The sequence below is a fragment of the Streptomyces chengmaiensis genome (assembly GCF_029846775.1).
Taxonomy (GTDB): domain Bacteria; phylum Actinomycetota; class Actinomycetes; order Streptomycetales; family Streptomycetaceae; genus Streptomyces; species Streptomyces chengmaiensis.
This window is the reverse complement of the sequence record NZ_JARWBG010000005.1, coordinates 1-17,501: the sequence shown is the minus strand read 5'-3', so window position 1 is coordinate 17,501 and position 17,501 is coordinate 1. Positions and strand designations below refer to the sequence as shown.

Annotated in this window: 15 protein-coding genes; 11 read left to right on the top strand and 4 right to left on the bottom strand. The window is 74.7% G+C overall.

Going from position 1 to position 17,501, the window contains the following annotated elements; all coding sequences use genetic code 11:
• The first annotated feature begins 230 nt into the window (after positions 1-230).
• The 11 genes from QCN29_RS06345 (at position 231) to QCN29_RS06295 (ending at position 13,480) form a co-directional block, all read left to right on the top strand.
• Positions 231-2,036, top strand: a complete 1,806-nt coding sequence (locus QCN29_RS06345) for a polyprenyl synthetase family protein (protein WP_279926732.1) — start codon at positions 231-233, stop codon at positions 2,034-2,036.
• On the top strand, positions 2,033-3,586 hold the full coding sequence (gene crtI, locus QCN29_RS06340; protein ID WP_279926731.1) for a phytoene desaturase family protein: 1,554 nt from the start codon (positions 2,033-2,035) through the stop codon (positions 3,584-3,586). Before QCN29_RS06345 ends, crtI begins: the two co-directional genes overlap by 4 nt.
• Positions 3,583-4,623, top strand: coding sequence for a phytoene/squalene synthase family protein (locus QCN29_RS06335; protein ID WP_279926730.1), 1,041 nt, complete (start codon positions 3,583-3,585; stop codon positions 4,621-4,623). Before crtI ends, QCN29_RS06335 begins: the two co-directional genes overlap by 4 nt.
• Positions 4,624-4,652: 29 nt before the next feature.
• Complete coding sequence (locus QCN29_RS06330; RefSeq protein WP_279926943.1) at positions 4,653-5,648, top strand: DUF5914 domain-containing protein; 996 nt, start codon at positions 4,653-4,655, stop codon at positions 5,646-5,648.
• Between the two features lie 318 nt (positions 5,649-5,966).
• The gene (locus QCN29_RS06325) at positions 5,967-6,830 is read left to right on the top strand and encodes an SCO6745 family protein (protein ID WP_279926729.1); all 864 of its coding nucleotides are present in this window, start codon (positions 5,967-5,969) and stop codon (positions 6,828-6,830) included.
• A 252-nt stretch (positions 6,831-7,082) separates the two neighbouring features.
• A complete protein-coding gene (locus QCN29_RS06320; RefSeq protein WP_279926728.1) occupies positions 7,083-7,928 on the top strand; it encodes a PhzF family phenazine biosynthesis protein in 846 nt (281 codons plus the stop codon).
• A gap of 553 nt (positions 7,929-8,481) precedes the next feature.
• Positions 8,482-9,156 (top strand): isochorismatase family protein, encoded by a 675-nt coding sequence (locus QCN29_RS06315; protein ID WP_279926727.1) that lies wholly within the window; start codon positions 8,482-8,484, stop codon positions 9,154-9,156.
• On the top strand, positions 9,153-11,036 hold the full coding sequence (locus QCN29_RS06310) for an anthranilate synthase family protein (protein WP_279926726.1): 1,884 nt from the start codon (positions 9,153-9,155) through the stop codon (positions 11,034-11,036). The genes QCN29_RS06315 and QCN29_RS06310 overlap by 4 nt, the downstream gene beginning before the upstream one ends.
• Before the next feature lie 8 nt (positions 11,037-11,044).
• A complete protein-coding gene (locus tag QCN29_RS06305; RefSeq protein WP_279926724.1) occupies positions 11,045-11,569 on the top strand; it encodes a PhzA/PhzB family protein in 525 nt (174 codons plus the stop codon).
• On the top strand, positions 11,566-12,582 hold the full coding sequence (locus QCN29_RS06300; protein WP_279926722.1) for a methyltransferase: 1,017 nt from the start codon (positions 11,566-11,568) through the stop codon (positions 12,580-12,582). Before QCN29_RS06305 ends, QCN29_RS06300 begins: the two co-directional genes overlap by 4 nt.
• 64 nt (positions 12,583-12,646) lie before the next feature.
• The gene (locus QCN29_RS06295) at positions 12,647-13,480 is read left to right on the top strand and encodes a class I SAM-dependent methyltransferase (RefSeq protein WP_398859140.1); all 834 of its coding nucleotides are present in this window, start codon (positions 12,647-12,649) and stop codon (positions 13,478-13,480) included.
• A gap of 26 nt (positions 13,481-13,506) precedes the next feature.
• On the opposite strand, the gene QCN29_RS06290 is transcribed toward QCN29_RS06295, so the two are convergent.
• The 4 genes from QCN29_RS06290 to QCN29_RS06275 form a co-directional block, all read right to left on the bottom strand.
• A complete protein-coding gene (locus tag QCN29_RS06290) occupies positions 13,507-14,220 on the bottom strand; it encodes a GntR family transcriptional regulator (protein ID WP_279926721.1) in 714 nt (237 codons plus the stop codon).
• A gap of 41 nt (positions 14,221-14,261) precedes the next feature.
• Positions 14,262-15,206: an ornithine cyclodeaminase family protein gene (locus QCN29_RS06285; RefSeq protein ID WP_279926719.1), complete on the bottom strand. Its 945-nt coding sequence runs from the start codon at positions 15,204-15,206 to the stop codon at positions 14,262-14,264.
• Entirely contained in the window at positions 15,203-16,234 is a 1,032-nt protein-coding gene (locus QCN29_RS06280) for a proline racemase family protein (RefSeq protein ID WP_279926717.1), read from the bottom strand. Before QCN29_RS06280 ends, QCN29_RS06285 begins: the two co-directional genes overlap by 4 nt.
• On the bottom strand, positions 16,234-17,501 hold a 1,268-nt coding region (locus QCN29_RS06275; protein ID WP_279926716.1), incomplete at its 5' end, for an aldehyde dehydrogenase family protein. The genes QCN29_RS06280 and QCN29_RS06275, both read right to left, overlap by 1 nt.

Genomic DNA, 17,501 nt, shown 5'->3' with positions numbered 1-17,501 from the left:
CGGCCTTCCGCCGAGCCTCCTGCGCACATACCGGAGCGAGACGGGGTTCGCCCGGCGCCGTCCAGTCTTTTCCGGTTGTGCGGGGTGAGCAGATGCGGTGCGCGGCGTGTCGTCCCGGCGCACGCCCGCGCCACGGGAGCGTCGCCCGATCGGCGCATCCGGAGCGGCGCCGCACGCGGAATGTGTCTCGAGGTGAGCGATGTGACGACGGGTGAGAGGAACCAACCGCGATGCGCTTCACCCAGGCGACGTTCCGGCACAGGGCGGCCCCGGCGGGCGGACCCTCCGGTGCGCCGACCGCGCGCCGGGGCGACGGGGACCTTCCCGGCGACCCCGGCACCGGCGACCCCCGCGCTGTCGACGACGACGCCGTCGACCTCCGCGCCAGCGGCCCCCGTGCCATCGACGCCGGCGCCGTCGAGCCCGGCGCCGGCGACCTCCGCGCCGTCGAGCCCGGCACCGGCGACCCCCGCGCCAGCGGCCTCCGCGCCGTCGACGACGACGTCCCCGCGGCGATCCAGACGGTCCTGGCCCGTGTTCTCTCCGCCCGGCTGGACCGTGCCCGCGGGCTGGACAGGCTCTTCACCCGGGATCTCGCCGAACGCGTCGCGGACTTCACCCTGCGCGGCGGGCGGCGTATCCGTCCCCGACTGCTCTGGTGGTCGCTGCGCGCCTGCGGCGGCGGCGATCCGGCGCAGGTCCGCGCGGCGCTGCGGGCGGGTGCGGCACTGGAACTGCTGCAGACGTGCGCGCTCGTCCACGACGACGTGATGGACGCCGCTCCCATGCGCCGGGGCCGCCCCGCGCTGCACACCGCCGTCGCCCGCCAGTACGGCCACTCAGCGCCAGACGGTGCGCCGGACCGTGCGCACGGCACGGCGCGGCGGCTGGGGGAGGCGGCCGCAGTGCTCGCCGGAGACCTGGCCCTGGCGTGGGCGGACGACATGATGACCGACCTCCTGCTCGACGGCGGCGCCCTGCCACCGGGCGCCGTGGACCGGCTCCGCGCCATGTGGCGCACCACGCGGACGGAGATGGTCGCCGGCCAGTACCTCGACGTACGGGGCCATGCCACCGCGCGGCTGACGGTCAGCCACGCCTTGCGCGCCGCCAGCCTCAAGAGCGCCCTGTACACCGTCAAGCGCCCCCTGGAAGCCGGGGCCGCCCTGGCAGGCGCCGGAACGGCCGCCACGCGGGCGCTGTGCCGGGCCGGACGCTGCGCCGGTCTCGCCTTCCAGCTCCGGGACGACCTCGACGACCTCTTCGCCGACCCCGCCGTCACGGGCAAGCCGTCCGGCGGTGACGTGTCCGCGGGCAGGCCCACGTACGTCATGGCCGTGGCCCGCGCCCGCGCCGCCGAGGGCGACTCGGCCGCGCTCGGCGTCCTGGACGCGTCGCTCGGCAGGGCCGACCTCACCGAGGACGCACTGGACCGGGTGCGGGACGTCGTGATCGCCACGGGCGCCCGCGACCTGGTCCGGCAGAGGATCGAGCGGCTGTCCCGCCTGTCTCTGCGTCACCTCGCCGCGGCCGGACTGGAGCCGGAGCCGGCGGCCGTGCTGCGTGTGCTGCTCGCCGAGATCACCGGCGCGCCCGGCCATGTGTCCGAACCGGCCGACGGGCCCTCGACATCCGACCCGGCCACCGGCCCTGGAGCCGGTCCGGCCACGGGCCCAGTGGCTGCTCCGGTCATCGGCCCGGGGGTCGATCTGGCGGGTCCGAGCTCCTGCTCGGCCACCGACTCGGCGGGCCCGGATGCAGCCTCGGCCGGTCCGGCCATCGGACCGGCGGACCCAGTGGCTGATTCGGCCACGGATTCGGCCACCGGCCCTGGAGCCGGTCCGGCCACGGGCCCAGTGGCTGGTCCGGTCATCGGCCCGGGGGTCGATCTGGCGGGTCCGAGCTCCCGCTCGGCCACCGACTCGGCGGGCCCGGCTGCAGACTCGGCCGGTCCGGCCATCGGACCGGCGGACCGGGCAGCCGATCCGCAGAGCGCCGCCGCGCTCGCCGCCACGGGACCGGAGGGAAGCCGGTGACGGCAGCGGCCACGAGAACGATCAAGGGACCGACCGATCACGTGGTGGTCGTCGGCGCCGGCCTGGCCGGCCTCTCCGCCGCCCTCCATCTGCTCGGCGCGGGACGCCGGGTGATCGTCGTCGAACGCGACGCCGGACCCGGCGGCCGCGCCGGCCGACTGGTCCGCGGCGGCTACCACATCGACACCGGCCCCACCGTGCTCACCATGCCCGAGATCGCCGACGAGGCGTTCGCCGCGGTCGGCGCCTCGCTGCGCGACCGCGTGGAGCTGATTCCGCTGCACCCCGCCTACCGGGCGTCCTTCGCCGACGGCAGCACCCTCGACGTGCACACCGACGCCGACGCGATGGAGACGGAGGTGGCACGCTTCGCCGGACCCGCCGAGGCGGCCGGCTACCGACGGCTGCGCCGCTGGCTGACCGCGCTGTACCGCGCCGAGCGGCACCGGTTCCTCGACGCCGACTTCGATTCGCCCTGGCAGCTGCTCGGCCCCGACCTGGTCCGGCTCGCCGCGCTCGGCGGCTTCGGCCGCTGGGAGGCAGGGGTCGCGCGCCGTCTGCGCGACGAGCGGCTGCGCCGCGTCTTCACCTTCCAGGCCCTGTACGCGGGTGTGCCCCCGGCGCGTGCTCTGGCCGCCTACGCGGTCATCGCGTACATGGACACCGTCGCCGGCGTGTACTTCCCGCGCGGCGGCATGCACGCCCTGCCGCGAGCCATGGCCGAGGCGGTCGAGGCGGCCGGCGCGTCCCTCCGCTACGGCCGGGCGGTCACCCGACTGGAACGGTCCGGCGAACGCATCACGGCGGTGATCACCGACCAGGAGCGCATCCCCTGCGACGCCGTCGTCCTCACCCCCGACCTGCCGGTGACCTACCGCCTGTTGGGCCGTACCCCGCGCCGTCCGCTGCGGCTGCGGCACGCCCCTTCGGCGGTCGTCCTGCACGCGGGCTGCGACCGCACCTGGCCGCGCCTGGCCCACCACACCCTGTCCTTCGGCCACTCCTGGCGGCGCACCTTCGACGAACTCACCCGCACCGGCGAGCTGATGCGCGACCCCTCCCTGCTGATCACCCGTCCCACCGCCACCGACCCGGGCCTGGCCCCGCCGGGTCGCCATCTGCACTACGTTCTGGCGCCCTGCCCCCACACCGGCATCGGCCCCGGCGCGGCCGAGTGGCACGACCTCGGCCCCCGCTACCGCGACGCGCTGCTGCGCGAGCTGGAACGCCGGGGACTCGACGGCATCGCCGCGGCCATCGAGGAGGAGTGCCTGGTGACACCGGCCTACTGGTCCGCGCGCGGGCACGCCGCCGGCACGCCGTTCTCCGCCGCCCACACCTTCGCCCAGACCGGCCCGTTCCGCCCGCGCAACCTGGTGCGCGGCACCGCCAACGCCGTTCTGGCCGGCTGCGGCACCACGCCCGGCGTCGGAGTGCCGCCCGTGCTGCTGTCGGGGAAGCTGGCCGCCGCCCGCATCACCGGCGTACGCCGTACGACCGCCTCGGGGCGTGCATCGGCACGTCCCCGTCCGGAAGGAGCCCGTCCATGACCGCTCGGGAGCTGGACGCCGCCGGCATCACCGACCCGGACCTGCGCGCCGCCTACACCCGCTGCCGGGAACTCAACGCCCGGCACGGACGCACCTACTTCCTCGCCACCCGGCTGCTCACACCGGACCGGCGCCCCGCCGTCCACGCGCTGTACGGCTTCGCCCGCTGGGCCGACGACATCGTCGACTCCCTCGACAGCGACGCGGGCCCGGAGGAACGCGCACGCGCCCTGGACCGGCTGGACGACGACCTCGCCCGCGGTCTGGCCGGCGGCGACGGGGCCGAGCCGGTGGTGCGGGCCCTCGCCGACACCGCGCGCCGCCATGCTGTCGACCACCGTCACTTCGCCGACTTCCTCGCCTCCATGCGCAGCGACCTGACGGTCACCTCGTACGCCACCCAGGCCGACCTGCGCCGCTATATGCACGGCTCCGCGGCGGTGATCGGCCTGCAGATGCTGCCCGTCCTCGGCACGGTGACACCCCGTCAGGAGGCCGCGCCCCACGCCGCCGAGCTCGGCGTCGCCTTCCAGCTCACCAATTTCCTGCGGGACGTGGGGGAGGACCTCGACCTCGGCCGGGTCTACCTTCCGCAGGACCTTCTGCACGCCCACGGCGTCCACCGCGACCTGCTGCACCACTGCCGGGACACCGGCCGCGACGACCGCCGCGTCACCGCCGCGCTGCGGGAGTTCGAGAACCTCACCCGTGCCGCGTATCGGCGGGCCGCACCCGGCATCGCCATGCTCGACCCGGTCTCCCGGCCCTGCATCCGCACCGCGTTCGTCCTGTACGGCGGCATCCTGGACGCCGTCGCCGCCACCGGGTACGCCGTGCTGCGCCGCCGAGCCGCGGTGCCCCGGCGGCGCCGCGCCCTGGTCGCCGCCGACGGCCTGCTGCGGCTGGCCGCGGCCCGCGTCGCCGCCCGTCACGCCCGTGGCGGACGGCCCGTGCCGCCCGTGCCGCCCGTGCCCGCAGGACCGACCGCGCCGGAAACGCGTTCCCGCCCGTTCGCCGCGCTCGAGGAGGTCGTGTGAAGTCCGTCCGCCCGCCCCGCCGCCCCCGGATGCCGCTGAGCCTGCGCCGCGACCCCTTCGCCTGGGAGCGCCAGCGCCCCACCTGGCGCGAAGCCCGGCCCGCCCTGATCGCCGACGCGCTCAAGCGGGCTCAGGCCCGCCCCACCGGCAACTGGTTCGTCGTCGGAGCCTCGCGTGAGCTGCGCCCCGACCGGCCGCTGGCCCGTGCCGTCGCCGGGCGCGAGGTGGTGCTGTGGCGGAACGCCGGAGGGCGCCTCGTCGCCGGGCCGGGCAACTGCCCCCACCTGGGCGCCCCGCTGCGTGACAGCCCGCTGCGCTGCGGCACCCTGGTGTGCCGCTGGCACGGACTGCGCCTCGACGGAGGGGCGTTCGCCGGCTGGGAGCCGTGGCCGGCGCACGACGACGGGGTGCTGGTCTGGGTGCGGCTGGACGAGGCCGGAGCGGAGGAGCCCACCGCCCGGCCCGCGGTGCCGGAGCGCCCGGCGACGGCAGGCGCGCTGACCGCCGTCTACACCGGGGTGGGCGTCTGCGAGCCGGACGACGTCGTCGCCAACCGCCTCGACCCCTGGCACGGGGCCTGGTTCCACCCGTACTCCTTCGTCGACCTCACCGTGGTCCGCACCCCCGGCCCGGCGGACGAGCACCAAGCGCCCACCCTGGACGACGCCTTCACCGTGGACGTGTCCTTCAAGGTCGCCGGGCGGCTGGTCGTGCCGGTACGCGCGGACTTCACCGCGCCCGGTCCGCGCACGGTCGTCATGCGGATCACCGGGGGCGAGGGGGAGGGCTCCGTGGTGGAGACGCACGCCACCCCGCTCGGGCCGGACGCCCTGGGACGGCCGCGGACCGCCGTCGTGGAGGCCGTCGTCGCCGTGTCCGAACGGCGGGGCTTCACCGCGGCCCGCCGCGCCGCCCCGCTGCTGCGCCCTCTGATGCGGGCCGCCGCGGCCCGGCTGTGGCGCGACGACCTGGCCTACGCGGAGCGCCGCTGGGCGTTGCGTTCCTCGGGGCGCTTCCCCGGCTGACCGACACGCGCGCCGCACCGGGACCCATGACTCGGGCGGCGCGCCTGCCGGGCCGCTCGTCCTCGTCTCCCACCCGCAGGTCCCGGCCGGTGCGTACGGCGATGAGCCCGTTCCGCTCGTACAGGGCGAGGGCGCGCGGGTCGACGCCCGGCCGCCCCGCACCCGCGTACGTCGCCCCGGCGCGGCGACCCCGCTGGACAAGGAGCGGCGCGGCCATGACGGCACACCTGCGCCGTGGGCATAGCCGATTAAGAAATAATCGATTATTCTCTGGATCGTCTATTGTGAACCCATGACTTGGATCGGTGATCTGACCGCATGACTTCCTTCGAGGCGAGCGCCGGCCGCCGCTGCCACAACGTCGTCAACCCCCTCCACTCCTGCGTGTACTTCGCGTCGGAGCTGGAGGACGAATTCGCGGCGCTCGGGCTGGAGCGCGGGGCCATGTCCTATTTCGCGGGCCGTGCGGCCCCGCTCGGGCCGGTCGGAGCGGGCGCCGTCACGGCGACGTTCCACAACTTCAACCACGAACACGTCGAGCGGCACATCCCCGCGGCGTGGACCGTCGCCGCGCCGGAGGCGGTGCTCGCGGCCCGGCTGCGCGGCGCGGACCGAACGTTGCGGCGGCTGCTCGGAAAGGAGGCCCTCGCCTCGAAGGAGATGACCGAGGCGGCCGAACTGGCGCTGTACGCCACCGAGGCGTGCCGCCGAGAGGCGCGGTCGCTGTACGCCGCGAACGCCTGCCTCCCCGTGCCCGAGGAGCCGCACCTGACCCTGTGGCACGCCGCGACGCTGCTGCGCGAACACCGGGGTGACGGTCACCTCGCCGCCCTGGCGGTCGCCGGCCTGACCGGGATCGAGGCGCTGGTCCTGCACAACGCCACCGGCACGGCGCCGACGTCGGCGACGTTCATGCGGACCCGCGGATGGTCCGCGGAGCAGTGGGCCGCCGCCCGGGGCCGGTTGCGCGAGCGCGGCCTGCTGGACGAGGCGGGGGATCTCACGGAGCCCGGCGCGGCCCTGCGCGGTGAGGCCGAGGCGCTCACCGACCGCCTCGACGCCGCCCCGTACGACCACCTCGGCCCGGCCGCCACCGCGCGCCTCACCGAACTGGCCGGCGGCTTCACCCGGGTGCTCAGGGCGGAGGGCGCCTTCCCCGCGGTGTACTTCGGCAAGGGCTGAGGGCCGGGCGGGGCCGGGCCGGCGGTCCGGCACGGCCGTGGACTGGGTTCGCCTCGGTGGCCATGACTTCAGCTTCGGGGAGCGGCGCGGCGCTGACGTGGCACTCGTGTGGCAGCGGCGCGCACGGCGTCCGGGTGAACGCCTGTGCACCCGCGCAGCCCCGGGGAACCTCCTCGCGGGGGCGGCTCGAGTCGGCCGAAAGCGGCTGCTGGCACGCTCCGGACACAGAGAGAAGAGCAAGAGGAGGGGCTGATGCACCGGTACGTCGTGGTGGACGCGTTCAGCGAGGAACCCCTCTCCGGAAACCCCGTGGCCGTCTTCTTCGAGGCGGACGACCTCCCCGGCGAGCGGATGCAGCGCATCGCGCGGGAGCTGAACCTGTCCGAGACGACCTTCGTCCTCGCCTCGCGGCAGGGCGGCGACGCCCGCATCCGCATCTTCACGCCCGTGAACGAACTGCCCTTCGCCGGGCACCCCTTGCTGGGCACGGCGATCGCCCTCGGCGCGGAGCGCGGCGGGGACCGGCTGCGGCTGGAGACCCGCATGGGCGTCATACCCTTCGAACTCCACCGAACGGACGGGACCGCGGTCGCCGCGCGGATGCGCCAGCCGGTGCCGGACTGGGAGCCGTTCGACCGCGCCGGCGAGCTGCTGCGGGCACTCGGCGTCGAGCGGTCCGTCCTCCCGGTGGAGATCTACCGGAACGGCCCGCGGCATGTCTTCGTGGGCCTGGAGGACGTGCCCGCCCTGTCGGCGCTCCACCCCGACCACCGCGCGCTGGCCCGCTTCGACGACCTGGCGGTCAACTGCTTCGCCGGGCCGGTCGGCACGGGAACCCGCTGGCGCAGCCGGATGTTCTCCCCGGCGTACGGCGTCGTCGAGGACGCCGCGACCGGTTCGGCCGCCGGGCCGCTGGCCATCCATCTCGCCCGGCACGGACTGGCCCGGCACGGCGAGCTGATCGAGGTCCTGCAGGGCGTGGAGATGGGCCGCCCCTCGCTGATGCTGGCCAGGACCCAGGGCGAGGGAGACCGTGTGGACTCCGTCGAAGTCGGCGGCAGCGGCGCGGTCTTCGCCCACGGCACGGCCCGCGTCTGAGCCCTGCGGGCACGGCCCGTTTCCAAGCCCTGCGGGCACGGCCCGGGTCCGAGCCCCGTGGTCACGGCCCGGGTCTGAGCCCCGTGGTCACGGCCCGGGTCCGAGCGCCATGGTCACGGCCCGGGTCCGAGCGCCATGGTCACGGCCCGGGTCTGAGCCCCGTGGTCACGGCCCGGGTCTGAGCCCCGTGGTCACGGCCCCTGGCGTGAGGCCCGTACCCCTGCCGGGCACCCGGTCGAGGCGAGCGGGCGACACGGGCGGCGGACCCGCAGGCCCGGGTGCGTACTGAGGTGGAGGTCGCGGCCCGCAGCCCATTCGTCTGGCCGACCCCATCCTCTCTTCATCTTGTGGGTCGAATGACCGTCACCGGCGGGCGCGGGGGCGCCCGTCGCCCTGCTCTCAACGGGGGAGCGCAGGGCGGCGGCGTGCGCGATGTGCCGCGTCCGGCACGTCCGTGATGACGCTGATTCGACCCCTTTTCAAGCGAGATGCGACGACCAGTGGTCACCGTGGCTTCTGGACGTGATCGACAACGCTCGAAGGGGCCCGCCAGGTGAACGACTCCGCTGCCGGCTTGCAACCGCAGGCCGTGCCCGCCCCCGCCCCTCCGGGCATTCCCGCGATCGAGCCCTATGCGCTGCCTGCCGCCGCCGAACTGCCGCCCAACACCGCCCGTTGGACGGCGGAGCCGGGACGGGCGGCGCTTCTCGTCCACGATATGCAGGGGTTCTTCCTGCGGCCCCTGCCGGACGCCCTGCGGGCCCGGCTCATCGGCAACGCGGCCGCGCTGCGCGACCGCTGCCGGGCGCTCGGCGTGCCCGTGGCGTACACGGCGCAGCCCGGCGGGATGACCGCCGAACAGCGCGGTCTGCTCCGGGACTTCTGGGGACCCGGCATGGCGGCCGACCCCCGGGACCGGGCCGTGGCGGCCCCGCTGGCCCCCGCCGACGGCGACTGGATGCTCACCAAGTGGCGCTACAGCGCCTTCTTCCGCTCCGATCTGCTCGACCGGATGCGCGAGGCCGGCCGGGACCAGCTCATCCTGTGCGGTGTGTACGCGCACGTGGGCGTGCTGGCGACCGCGGTCGACGCGTTCACCCATGACATCCAGCCCTTTCTGGTCGCCGACGCGACCGCGGACTTCTCCGCGCGCCAGCACCGGCTGGCCCTCGACTACGCCGCCCGCCGCTGCGCCGTGGTGACCACCACCGAGGAGGTGCTCCGATGACCGACCGGATGAACGTGCTGGACCGGGTGCTCGGGCCCGAGCCGCCGCCCTTCGCGCTGCTCTGCCGGCCGGATGCCAACGGCCCCGGCAGCCTGGACGTGCTCGTCGGCGAGGTGTCGACGCCGGACGCCCTGGCCCGCATCCCACTGGGCGGCGACCCGGGGGCGCAAGGCCCCGGGCCCCGGCACGACGTCCTGGTCATGGTCCCGTACCGGCAGATCGCCGAGCGCGGCTTCGACTGCGTCGACGACGGCGCGCCGCTGATCGCGATGCGGGTGACGGACCAGGAGGTGCTGCCGGTCCACGAGGTGCTGGCCCGCATCCCCGTCGCCCCGATCCGGCTGGTCGACGAGCACTTCGACGTGGACGACGAGGCCTACGCCGACACGGTGCGGCGGATCGCCGCCGACGAGATCGGCCGGGGCCTCGGCGCCAACTTCGTCATCAAACGCTCGTACGCCGCCACGATCGAGAAGTACGGACTGAGCAAGGCCCTGACCTTCTTCCGCAGGCTGTGCGAGGGCGAGTCGGGCGCGTACTGGACCTTCATCGTGCACACCGGCGACCGCACGTTCGTCGGTGCGACTCCGGAACGCCATGTCAGCCTCCGGGAGGGCACGGCCGTGATGAACCCGATCAGCGGCACCTACCGCTATCCGCCGACCGGACCCACCCTGCCGGGCGTGATGGAGTTCCTGCACGACGGCAAGGAGAGCGACGAGCTCAATATGGTCGTCGACGAAGAGCTGAAGATGATGGCCCGCATCTGCGACGAGGGCGGCCGGCTGACCGGCCCCTACCTCAAGGAGATGGCCCACCTCGCGCACACCGAGTACCTCATCGAGGGCCGCACGGCCCGCGACCCGCGGGACATCCTGCGGGAGACGATGTTCGCGCCGACCGTCACCGGCAGCCCCCTGGAGAGCGCCTGCCGGGTCATCAGCCGTCATGAACCCGAAGGCCGCGGGTACTACAGCGGCGTCGCGGCGCTCATCGGCAGGGATCACCGCGGCGGCCCCGCCATGGACTCCGCCATCATGATCCGCACCGCGGACATCGACGACGCCGGGCGGATGTCCATCGCCGTGGGGGCCACTCTGGTGCGCCACTCCGATCCTTCGTCCGAGGTGGCCGAGACCCGCGCCAAGGCCGTCGGCCTGCTGTCCGCCCTGGCGGTCGGCCGGCCCCGCCCCTTCAGCGACTACCCGGAGGTCAGGGCGACGCTCGGCGAGCGCAGCGCCTCGCTCGCCCGCTACTGGGTCGCCGACGGTCCGGCGTCCGCCGGCCCCGTGCCCACGCTGCCGCCCTGCCGCACGCTGGTCGTGGACGCCGAGGACAGCTTCACCGCGATGATGGCGCACCAGCTGCGCTCCCTGGGGCTGGACGTCACGGTCCGGCGGTTCGACGAGGAGTACGACGCCGACCGCTACGACCTCGTCGTCATGGGCCCCGGACCCGGCGACCCGCGGGAGGCCGGCCATCCGAGGATCGCCCATCTGCACACCGCAGTCGACCGGCTGCTGGCCGCGCGCCGACCGTTCCTCGCCGTATGCCTCAGCCACCAGGTGCTCAGCCTCCGCCTGGGACTCGGCGTGTTCCGCTGCGACGTCCCGCACCAGGGCACACAGCGTGAGATCGACCTCTTCGGCGACCGCGAACTGGTCGGCTTCTACAACAGTTTCGCCGCGCGCAGCGGCAACGCGAAGATCGAGCGCGCGGGCGTCGGCACGGTCGAGATCAGCCGCGACACGCAGACGGGAGAGGTCCACGCCCTGCGCGGACCGCACTTCGCCTCGATGCAGTTCCACGCCGAGTCGGTGCTCACCAAACACGGCCCGCGGCTCTTCGCCACAAGGATCAAGGAAGTGCTGGAAGGGTGACCCCACATATGACCTCTGACGACACCGCCGTCAGCGCTGCCTCCGGCGGCGACGCGCTCGCCGGGGACGCGTTCGCCGAGGACGCGGAGCTCCGCCGCCGCCACCGGGCCGTGGTGGAGGACTACATGAGCAGAAAGGGCGAGAACCGGCTGACCCGCTATCTCCTGTTCGCGGAGGACGGCAGCGCCGGACTCTACACCGGCGACACCGAGGAGCCGATCGTCTCGCGCGGCCTGGACAAGCTCAAGGCGCACGGCGCCTGGTCGCTGGAGGTCTTCCCCGACTGGGTCTGGTACAACATCGAGATCTTCGAGACCCAGGACCCCAACCGGTTCTGGGTCGAATGCGACGGCGAAGGCCGTATCCGCTACCCGGACTATCCGCCGGGCCACTACCGCAACCATTTCCTCCACTCGTTCCTGCTGCGCGACGGAAAGATCGTCACCCAGCGGGAGTTCATGAACCCGTACCAGCAGATGCGAGCGCTCGGCATCGACATTCCGGTGATCAAGCGAAGGGGCATACCGACATGACCGCCGACGTCCAGGCCGCCGCCGCCCAGCAGGCGGTCGAGCTGATCACCGGAGGCTGGCGGGCCCAGGCCCTCCACACGGCCGTCAAGCTGCGCATCCCCGACCACATCGAGGCCGGGCGGGTCCGCAGCGGCGAACTGGCCGACGCCACCGGGGCCGAGGAGGAGGGCATCCGCCGGCTGATGCGGCTGCTGACCGCCATGGGCGTCTTCGACGGCGGCGAGCGCACCGGCCACCGCAACACCCCGGTCAGCAGGACGCTGCTGGACCGCCCCGGCTCGCTGCGCGACATGTGCCTGCTGTACGGGGAGGAGTTCTACACCGCGTGGGGGCACGCGCCACAGGCCATCAGCACCGTCAGCGCCGGATTCGAGGCCGCGTACGGACAGCCGCTCTACGCCTACCTGGGCGAGCATCCGGACGCCTCCGACCGCTTCCAGCGGGCCATGAAGGCCGGCAATCTCTTCTTCGACCGGGTCCCGGAAGTCTTCGACTTCTCCGGCAAGCACGTCGTGGACGTCGGCGGAGGCAACGGCCAGCTCCTCGCCGCCGTCCTGGGCGCCGTCCCCGACGCCCGCGGCACGCTGCTGGACCGCGAGCATGTGATGCCCGCCGCCCGGGACAACCTGGCGGCGACGCTCGAGGACGGCGACCGCGTCACGCTCGTCGGGGGCAGCATGTTCGAGGCGGTTCCCGAGGGCGGCGACGTCTACCTGCTCTGCCGGGTGCTGGCAGGCTGGGACGACGACCGGCTGGTGACCGTCTTCGAGAACTGCCGGCGCTCCATGGCCGGTCCGGAATCCCGGCTGCTGATCTTCGAGCGGGTGGTGACCGACGAAGGGTGCACCATGCTGCCGGCGCTGTGGGATCTGCATCTGCTGATGACCAACGGCGGCCGGCACCGCACCGTCGAGACCTTTACCCGGCTGCTGGACCGGGCGGGCCTGGACGTGGAGCGGATCGCCGAGCTGCCGGCGGAGACGACCGCGCTGATCGCGGCGCCCCGTGACTGAGGAGGCGGCCGCCGTGGCCGGAGTGCTGGACGCGGTGGGGCGCACCTCGCTGCTGACCGCGGCGATGCGTGCCGAGGAGACCCGCCGGCCCGACCGGCTCTACGCCGACCCGTACGCCGAGACGCTCTGCGGGGACCTCGGCCCCGCGCTGCTCGCCGAACTCCAGGACGGCACCCATGGCTCCGCACCCGGCCCCGCCGCCGGCGGCGGGGACCGGAACGGGCGGCATCCGATGCCCAGACCGCTGGACGTCAACGCCATCCGCACCCGGTACTTCGACGACCGTCTGCTGCTCGCCGCCCGGGACGTGCCGCAGATCGTGTCGGCGGCCTCCGGCATGGACGCGCGTGCCTACCGTCTTCACTGGCCGCCGGGCCTGCGCTACTTCGAGATCGACCGGGCGGCCGTCCTCGCCTACAAGCGGGACCGGCTGGCCGATGCCGTCCCGCGGGCCGAACACCGGGCGGTCGCCGCGGATCTGACCTCCCCGGACTGGGAGGCCCGTCTCGTGGACGCCGGGTACGACCCCGCGCTGCCGTCGGCCTGGCTGCTGGAGGGGATGCTGTACTACCTGCCCGAAGAGGCCGTCTGCCGGCTGCTTGACCGCATCCGACGGATCACCGCGCCCGGCAGTGTGCTGGCGGCCGACCTCGTCAACGCCGCCGGTCTGACACTGCCCCAGGCGCGCGGCCAGCTCGACGTCTTCGCCCGCTGGGGCTGCCCCTGGCAGTACGGCGCCGACGACCCGGAGGCGCTCTTCGCCGCCCACGGTTTCACCGCACACGCGACCCAGCCGGACGAGCTGTCCGCCGCGTACGGCCGCTGGATCGCCCCGTCGCCGCCGCCCGCCGAGCAGGAGGTCCGGCGGGTGTTCCTGGTCGAGGGCCGCCGCGGCTGACCGCGCCCGGCGCTCGACGGGGGGCACTACGAGGACGCGCCCAGCCTGCGGCGGGGGGCCTCGGGCCGCGCCTCGTCCTCGGGCCGCGCCCACAGGGAGCGTACGTGGCCGAGGTGGCGGGTCATACACGCCTCCGCGGCCGCGGCGTCGCCGGCCAGCATCAGGTCGAGCAGCTCCAGATGCTCTTCGGCCGAGGGCAGCAGCGCGTTCTGCTCGTCCAGCAGCGTCAGCCCGTACAGCCGGGAGCGCTTGCGCAGCTCGCCGACGGTCTCGACCAGCCGCTCATTGCCGGCGAGGCCCAGCAGGGTGAGATGGAAACGCCGGTCGGCTTCCAGATAGCCGATCAGGTCGTGTTCCCGAGCGGCCTCGACGATCTCCACGGCGACGGGCCGCAGCGCCTCCAGATCCTCGTGCGCCGCCTCGCGGGTGATCCGGCCGACCGTGGGCACCTCGATCAGCAGCCGGATCTCCGTGTACTGGTCAAGGTCGCGCTCGCTCACCTCGGTGATCCGGAAGCCCTTGTTCCGTACGGGCTCGACCAGCCCTTCCCGGGCGAGATCGAGCATCGCCTCACGCACCGGCGTGGCCGAGACGCCGAAGTCCGCGGCGAGCCCCGGGGCCGAGTAGACATGGCCGGGCCGCAGTTCACCCGCGACCAGGGCGGCCCGCAGGGCGTGGGCCACCTGGTCGCGCAGCCGCTCCTGGGCCGTGATGAGATGGCGTCGCTTCAGGTCGCCCATGACGAGTCCTCCGTGCAGGTGAGAGGCACCAGCGTACAATGTCACGTTTCGCCGGTGCCCCGGGCGTCCGTCGCCGCACGGTAGACGGCGGCCGCCAGCACCAGGTCCTCCCACGCCATGCCCACGCTCTTGAACAGCCGAGGACGGTCGTACGAGGACGCCGGGGGCCGGTCCGCGAGACCGGCGATCGTACCCGCGACGCAGTCCTCGCCCACCGCGCCCTCACCTATCGGGATCAGCAGATCGCCGGCCTCCCGCAGCGCGGCGGACCGTGCCTCCACATGCACCTCCGACCGCCGCACCAGCGCCGTGTCGACCTCGCGGGCGTCCGGGGTGTGCGAGCCCACCGCCGCCACCAGCGCCCGCCCGGGCACCAGCCGGCCGTCGAACAGCGGCTCACGCGCCGAGGTGCAGCACAGCACCAGATCCGCCCCGGCCACCGCGTCCGGACCGGAGACCTCCGCCTCCACCCCGAGACCGCCGGCGTGCCGGGCCAGCCTCTCGGCGCGGGCACGGTCACGCGCCACGACATGGACCCGCTTGACCGGCCGCTCCGCGAGCGCAGCAGCGAGATGCCCGTACGCCTGCGGCCCCGACCCGAAGACCACCGCCACCCCGGCGTCCGGCACGGCCAGCGCCCGGATCGCCACGGCGGTGACCGCCGGGGTGCGCAGAGCGGTGAGCGCCGCGCCGTCGAGCAGCGCGAGGGGCCGCAGGGTCGGCCCGTCGAACAGCAGATAGCCGCCGGTGATCCGGGCCAGCCCGCGTGCCGGATTGCCCGGCGCCACCCCGACGATCTTCACCCCGGCCCAGGCGCGCCAGGCCGCGGGCATGGCCAGCAGCTCCCCGGCCGGCACGGGCGTCGCCGTCCTGGGCGTGCCCGCTTCCGGGTCGAGCCCGTCGGCCAGGGCGCGCACCAGGGCGTCGGCGGCCGCGGAGGGGGAGAGCAGCCGGGCTATCGCGTCGCCGCCGAGCAGCGTCGTCACAGGAGAAACCCCGTCCCCAGCGTGTCGTCCTCCTCCAGCGTGAACAGATGCTCGCCGGTCCGGTGGGACGTCCCGGTGATCTCCGTCAGCACGCCGCCCGGGGCGCGCCCGGCCAGGGACGCGGTGAACACCGAGCCCACGACCGACTCATGGCGCAGCACATCGCCGTCCCACATCCGACCCGACTCGGCGAGCAGCGCGAGCCGCGCCGAGGTGCCGGAACCGCACGGAGAGCGGTCGACCTGGCCGTCCGCGAAGACGGTGGCGCTGCGCTGGCGCGGACCGGCCGGAGTGTCGGGCAGCTCCTCGTGGAACATCACCCCGTACACGCCCGACAGCAGCGGATCGCCGGGGTGCCGGACGGCCGCATGGCCGGCCAGCGCCGTACGGATCTCCCGAGCCGCGGCCGTCAGCCGCGGCAGCGCCTGCCGGCTCACGTCCAGCCCCAGCGCCTCGGCCGCCACGGAGACATAGCACGCGCCCGCATGGGCGACGCCGGCCTCGACCGTGCCGAAGGAGCGGGTGGCCACCGGCAGTGCGGCCGCGCTCACCACGGCGGGCACATTGCGGAACGTCACCTCCGCGACCCGCCCGGCCCGCCGCCGCACGAGCGCCGCCACCCGCCCCGAGGGCACATCGATCCGCACGACGACGGGCGCTTCGCCGTCCTGCGGGACCCGCACCCTTCCGCTCTCGACCGCCCACACGCCCAGCGCCATCGTGCCGTGGCCGCAGGCGGTCGAGTAGCCGTCCTTGTGCCAGAACACGACGCCGAAGTCGGCCCCGGCGTCGTCGGGCGGCACCACGAAACCTCCGTACATCCCCGCGTGGCCGCGCGGTTCGCGGACCAGCAGCCGGCGGGCGGCGTCCTGCTCGGACGATCCGGCCGCCACGGCGCGCACCAGCGCCGCGCGCCGCGCCGCCACAGTGGAGCCGGGCAGCGGCGGCGCTGTGTCGGCGACGATCCGGAACGGCTCACCCGCCGTGTGGTAGTCGGTCGTCCGGAACTCCGCCGCCGGTCGGCGCATCACATCCCTCCCGCCGGGGCGAGCGTGCACGTCCGCGTCGCCGTGTAGAAGTCCAGCGCGGCCCGGCCCTGTTCGCGCGGACCGTGCCCGGAGGCCTTCGCCCCGCCGAACGGCAGATGGAAGTCGACCCCGGTCGTGGGGGCGTTGACGCGGATCATGCCGGTGTCGAGACGGTCGAGCCCGTGCAGCGCCGTGTCCAGATCGGCGGTGTGCAGGGAGGTGACGAGTCCGTGCGGCACCCCGTTGCTGATGCGGACCGCCTCCCCAAGGCTCGCCGCGCCCAGCAGTACGGCCACGGGCCCGAAGACCTCCTCCCGGAGCAGCGCCGAACCCTCGTCGGGATCCTCGATCAGCGTGGGCGCAGAGAACCAGCCAGGCCCGTCCGGCGCGGACCCGCCGGCCAGCACCGTGCCCGAGCGGCAGGCCGCGGCTGCCCGCGCCCGCGCCTGCTCGGAGATCACCGGGCCGCACACGGTCGCGGCGTCCCCCGGGTCGCCGCAGGGCACCGCGCGCAGCGCCTCGGCCAGCGCCTCGCGCAGCGGGTCGAGGACGCCCCCGACCGCGACCACCCGGCTGGTCGCCGTGCACTTCTGCCCCGCGTATCCGGCGATCGCGGCCGCGATATGGCCGGCCGCCTGCTCGACGTCGGCGTCCGGCAGCACCAGCGCCGCGTTCAGCCCGCCCATCTCGGCCTGGACGGGCACGCCGCGCGCCGTGGCCGCCCGCACCACCGCGGCGCCGGTCGCCGTGGAGCCGGTGAACGACACCGCATCGGCCGTCGCGACCGCGGCCTCGCCCTCGGCGGCCCCACCGGGCGCGACGGTGAACACCCCCTCGGGCAGCGCGGATTCGACGATGCCGGCGAGCCTCAGTGCGCAGGCGACGGCCTCCGGGGCGGGTTTGAGAACGACGGCGTTGCCCGCCGCCAGCGCGGGGGCGGCCTTCCAGCTGGGGATCGCGAAGGGGAAGTTCCACGGTGTGATCAGCGCGGCGACGCCGTGCGGCCGGCGTCGGGTGAGCAGCAGTCCGGCCCCGGCGGCCGGCTCGTACACGGCTCCGGTCGGGTCGTACGCCAGCTGGCCGTAGTACCGCCAGATCGCCGCCGTACGCGCCACTTCCGCCCGTGCCTCCGTCAGCGGCTTGCCCACCTCCCGCACCGCCAGCGCGGCGAGTTCGCCGGCCGCCGCCTCGACGGCCTCGGCGACCCGGGTGAGGGCGGCGGCACGGGCGGCCGCGCCGCCCAGCGCGGGCGCCGCCGCCCGCGCCC

What these genes read in the sequence shown, in the direction of transcription:
- QCN29_RS06345 (WP_279926732.1), top strand. Translation starts at nt 231, where the DNA reads ATGCGCTTCACCCAGGCGACGTTCCGGCACAGGGCGGCCCCGGCGGGC.
- QCN29_RS06305 (WP_279926724.1), top strand. Translation starts at nt 11,045, where the DNA reads ATGACCTCTGACGACACCGCCGTCAGCGCTGCCTCCGGCGGCGACGCG.
- QCN29_RS06320 (WP_279926728.1), top strand. Translation starts at nt 7,083, where the DNA reads ATGCACCGGTACGTCGTGGTGGACGCGTTCAGCGAGGAACCCCTCTCC.
- QCN29_RS06325 (WP_279926729.1), top strand. Translation starts at nt 5,967, where the DNA reads ATGACTTCCTTCGAGGCGAGCGCCGGCCGCCGCTGCCACAACGTCGTC.
- QCN29_RS06330 (WP_279926943.1), top strand. Translation starts at nt 4,653, where the DNA reads ATGCCGCTGAGCCTGCGCCGCGACCCCTTCGCCTGGGAGCGCCAGCGC.
- QCN29_RS06310 (WP_279926726.1), top strand. Translation starts at nt 9,153, where the DNA reads ATGACCGACCGGATGAACGTGCTGGACCGGGTGCTCGGGCCCGAGCCG.
- QCN29_RS06280 (WP_279926717.1), bottom strand. Translation starts at nt 16,234, where the DNA reads ATGCGCCGACCGGCGGCGGAGTTCCGGACGACCGACTACCACACGGCG.
- QCN29_RS06335 (WP_279926730.1), top strand. Translation starts at nt 3,583, where the DNA reads ATGACCGCTCGGGAGCTGGACGCCGCCGGCATCACCGACCCGGACCTG.
- QCN29_RS06290 (WP_279926721.1), bottom strand. Translation starts at nt 14,220, where the DNA reads ATGGGCGACCTGAAGCGACGCCATCTCATCACGGCCCAGGAGCGGCTG.
- QCN29_RS06300 (WP_279926722.1), top strand. Translation starts at nt 11,566, where the DNA reads ATGACCGCCGACGTCCAGGCCGCCGCCGCCCAGCAGGCGGTCGAGCTG.
- QCN29_RS06295 (WP_398859140.1), top strand. Translation starts at nt 12,647, where the DNA reads ATGCGTGCCGAGGAGACCCGCCGGCCCGACCGGCTCTACGCCGACCCG.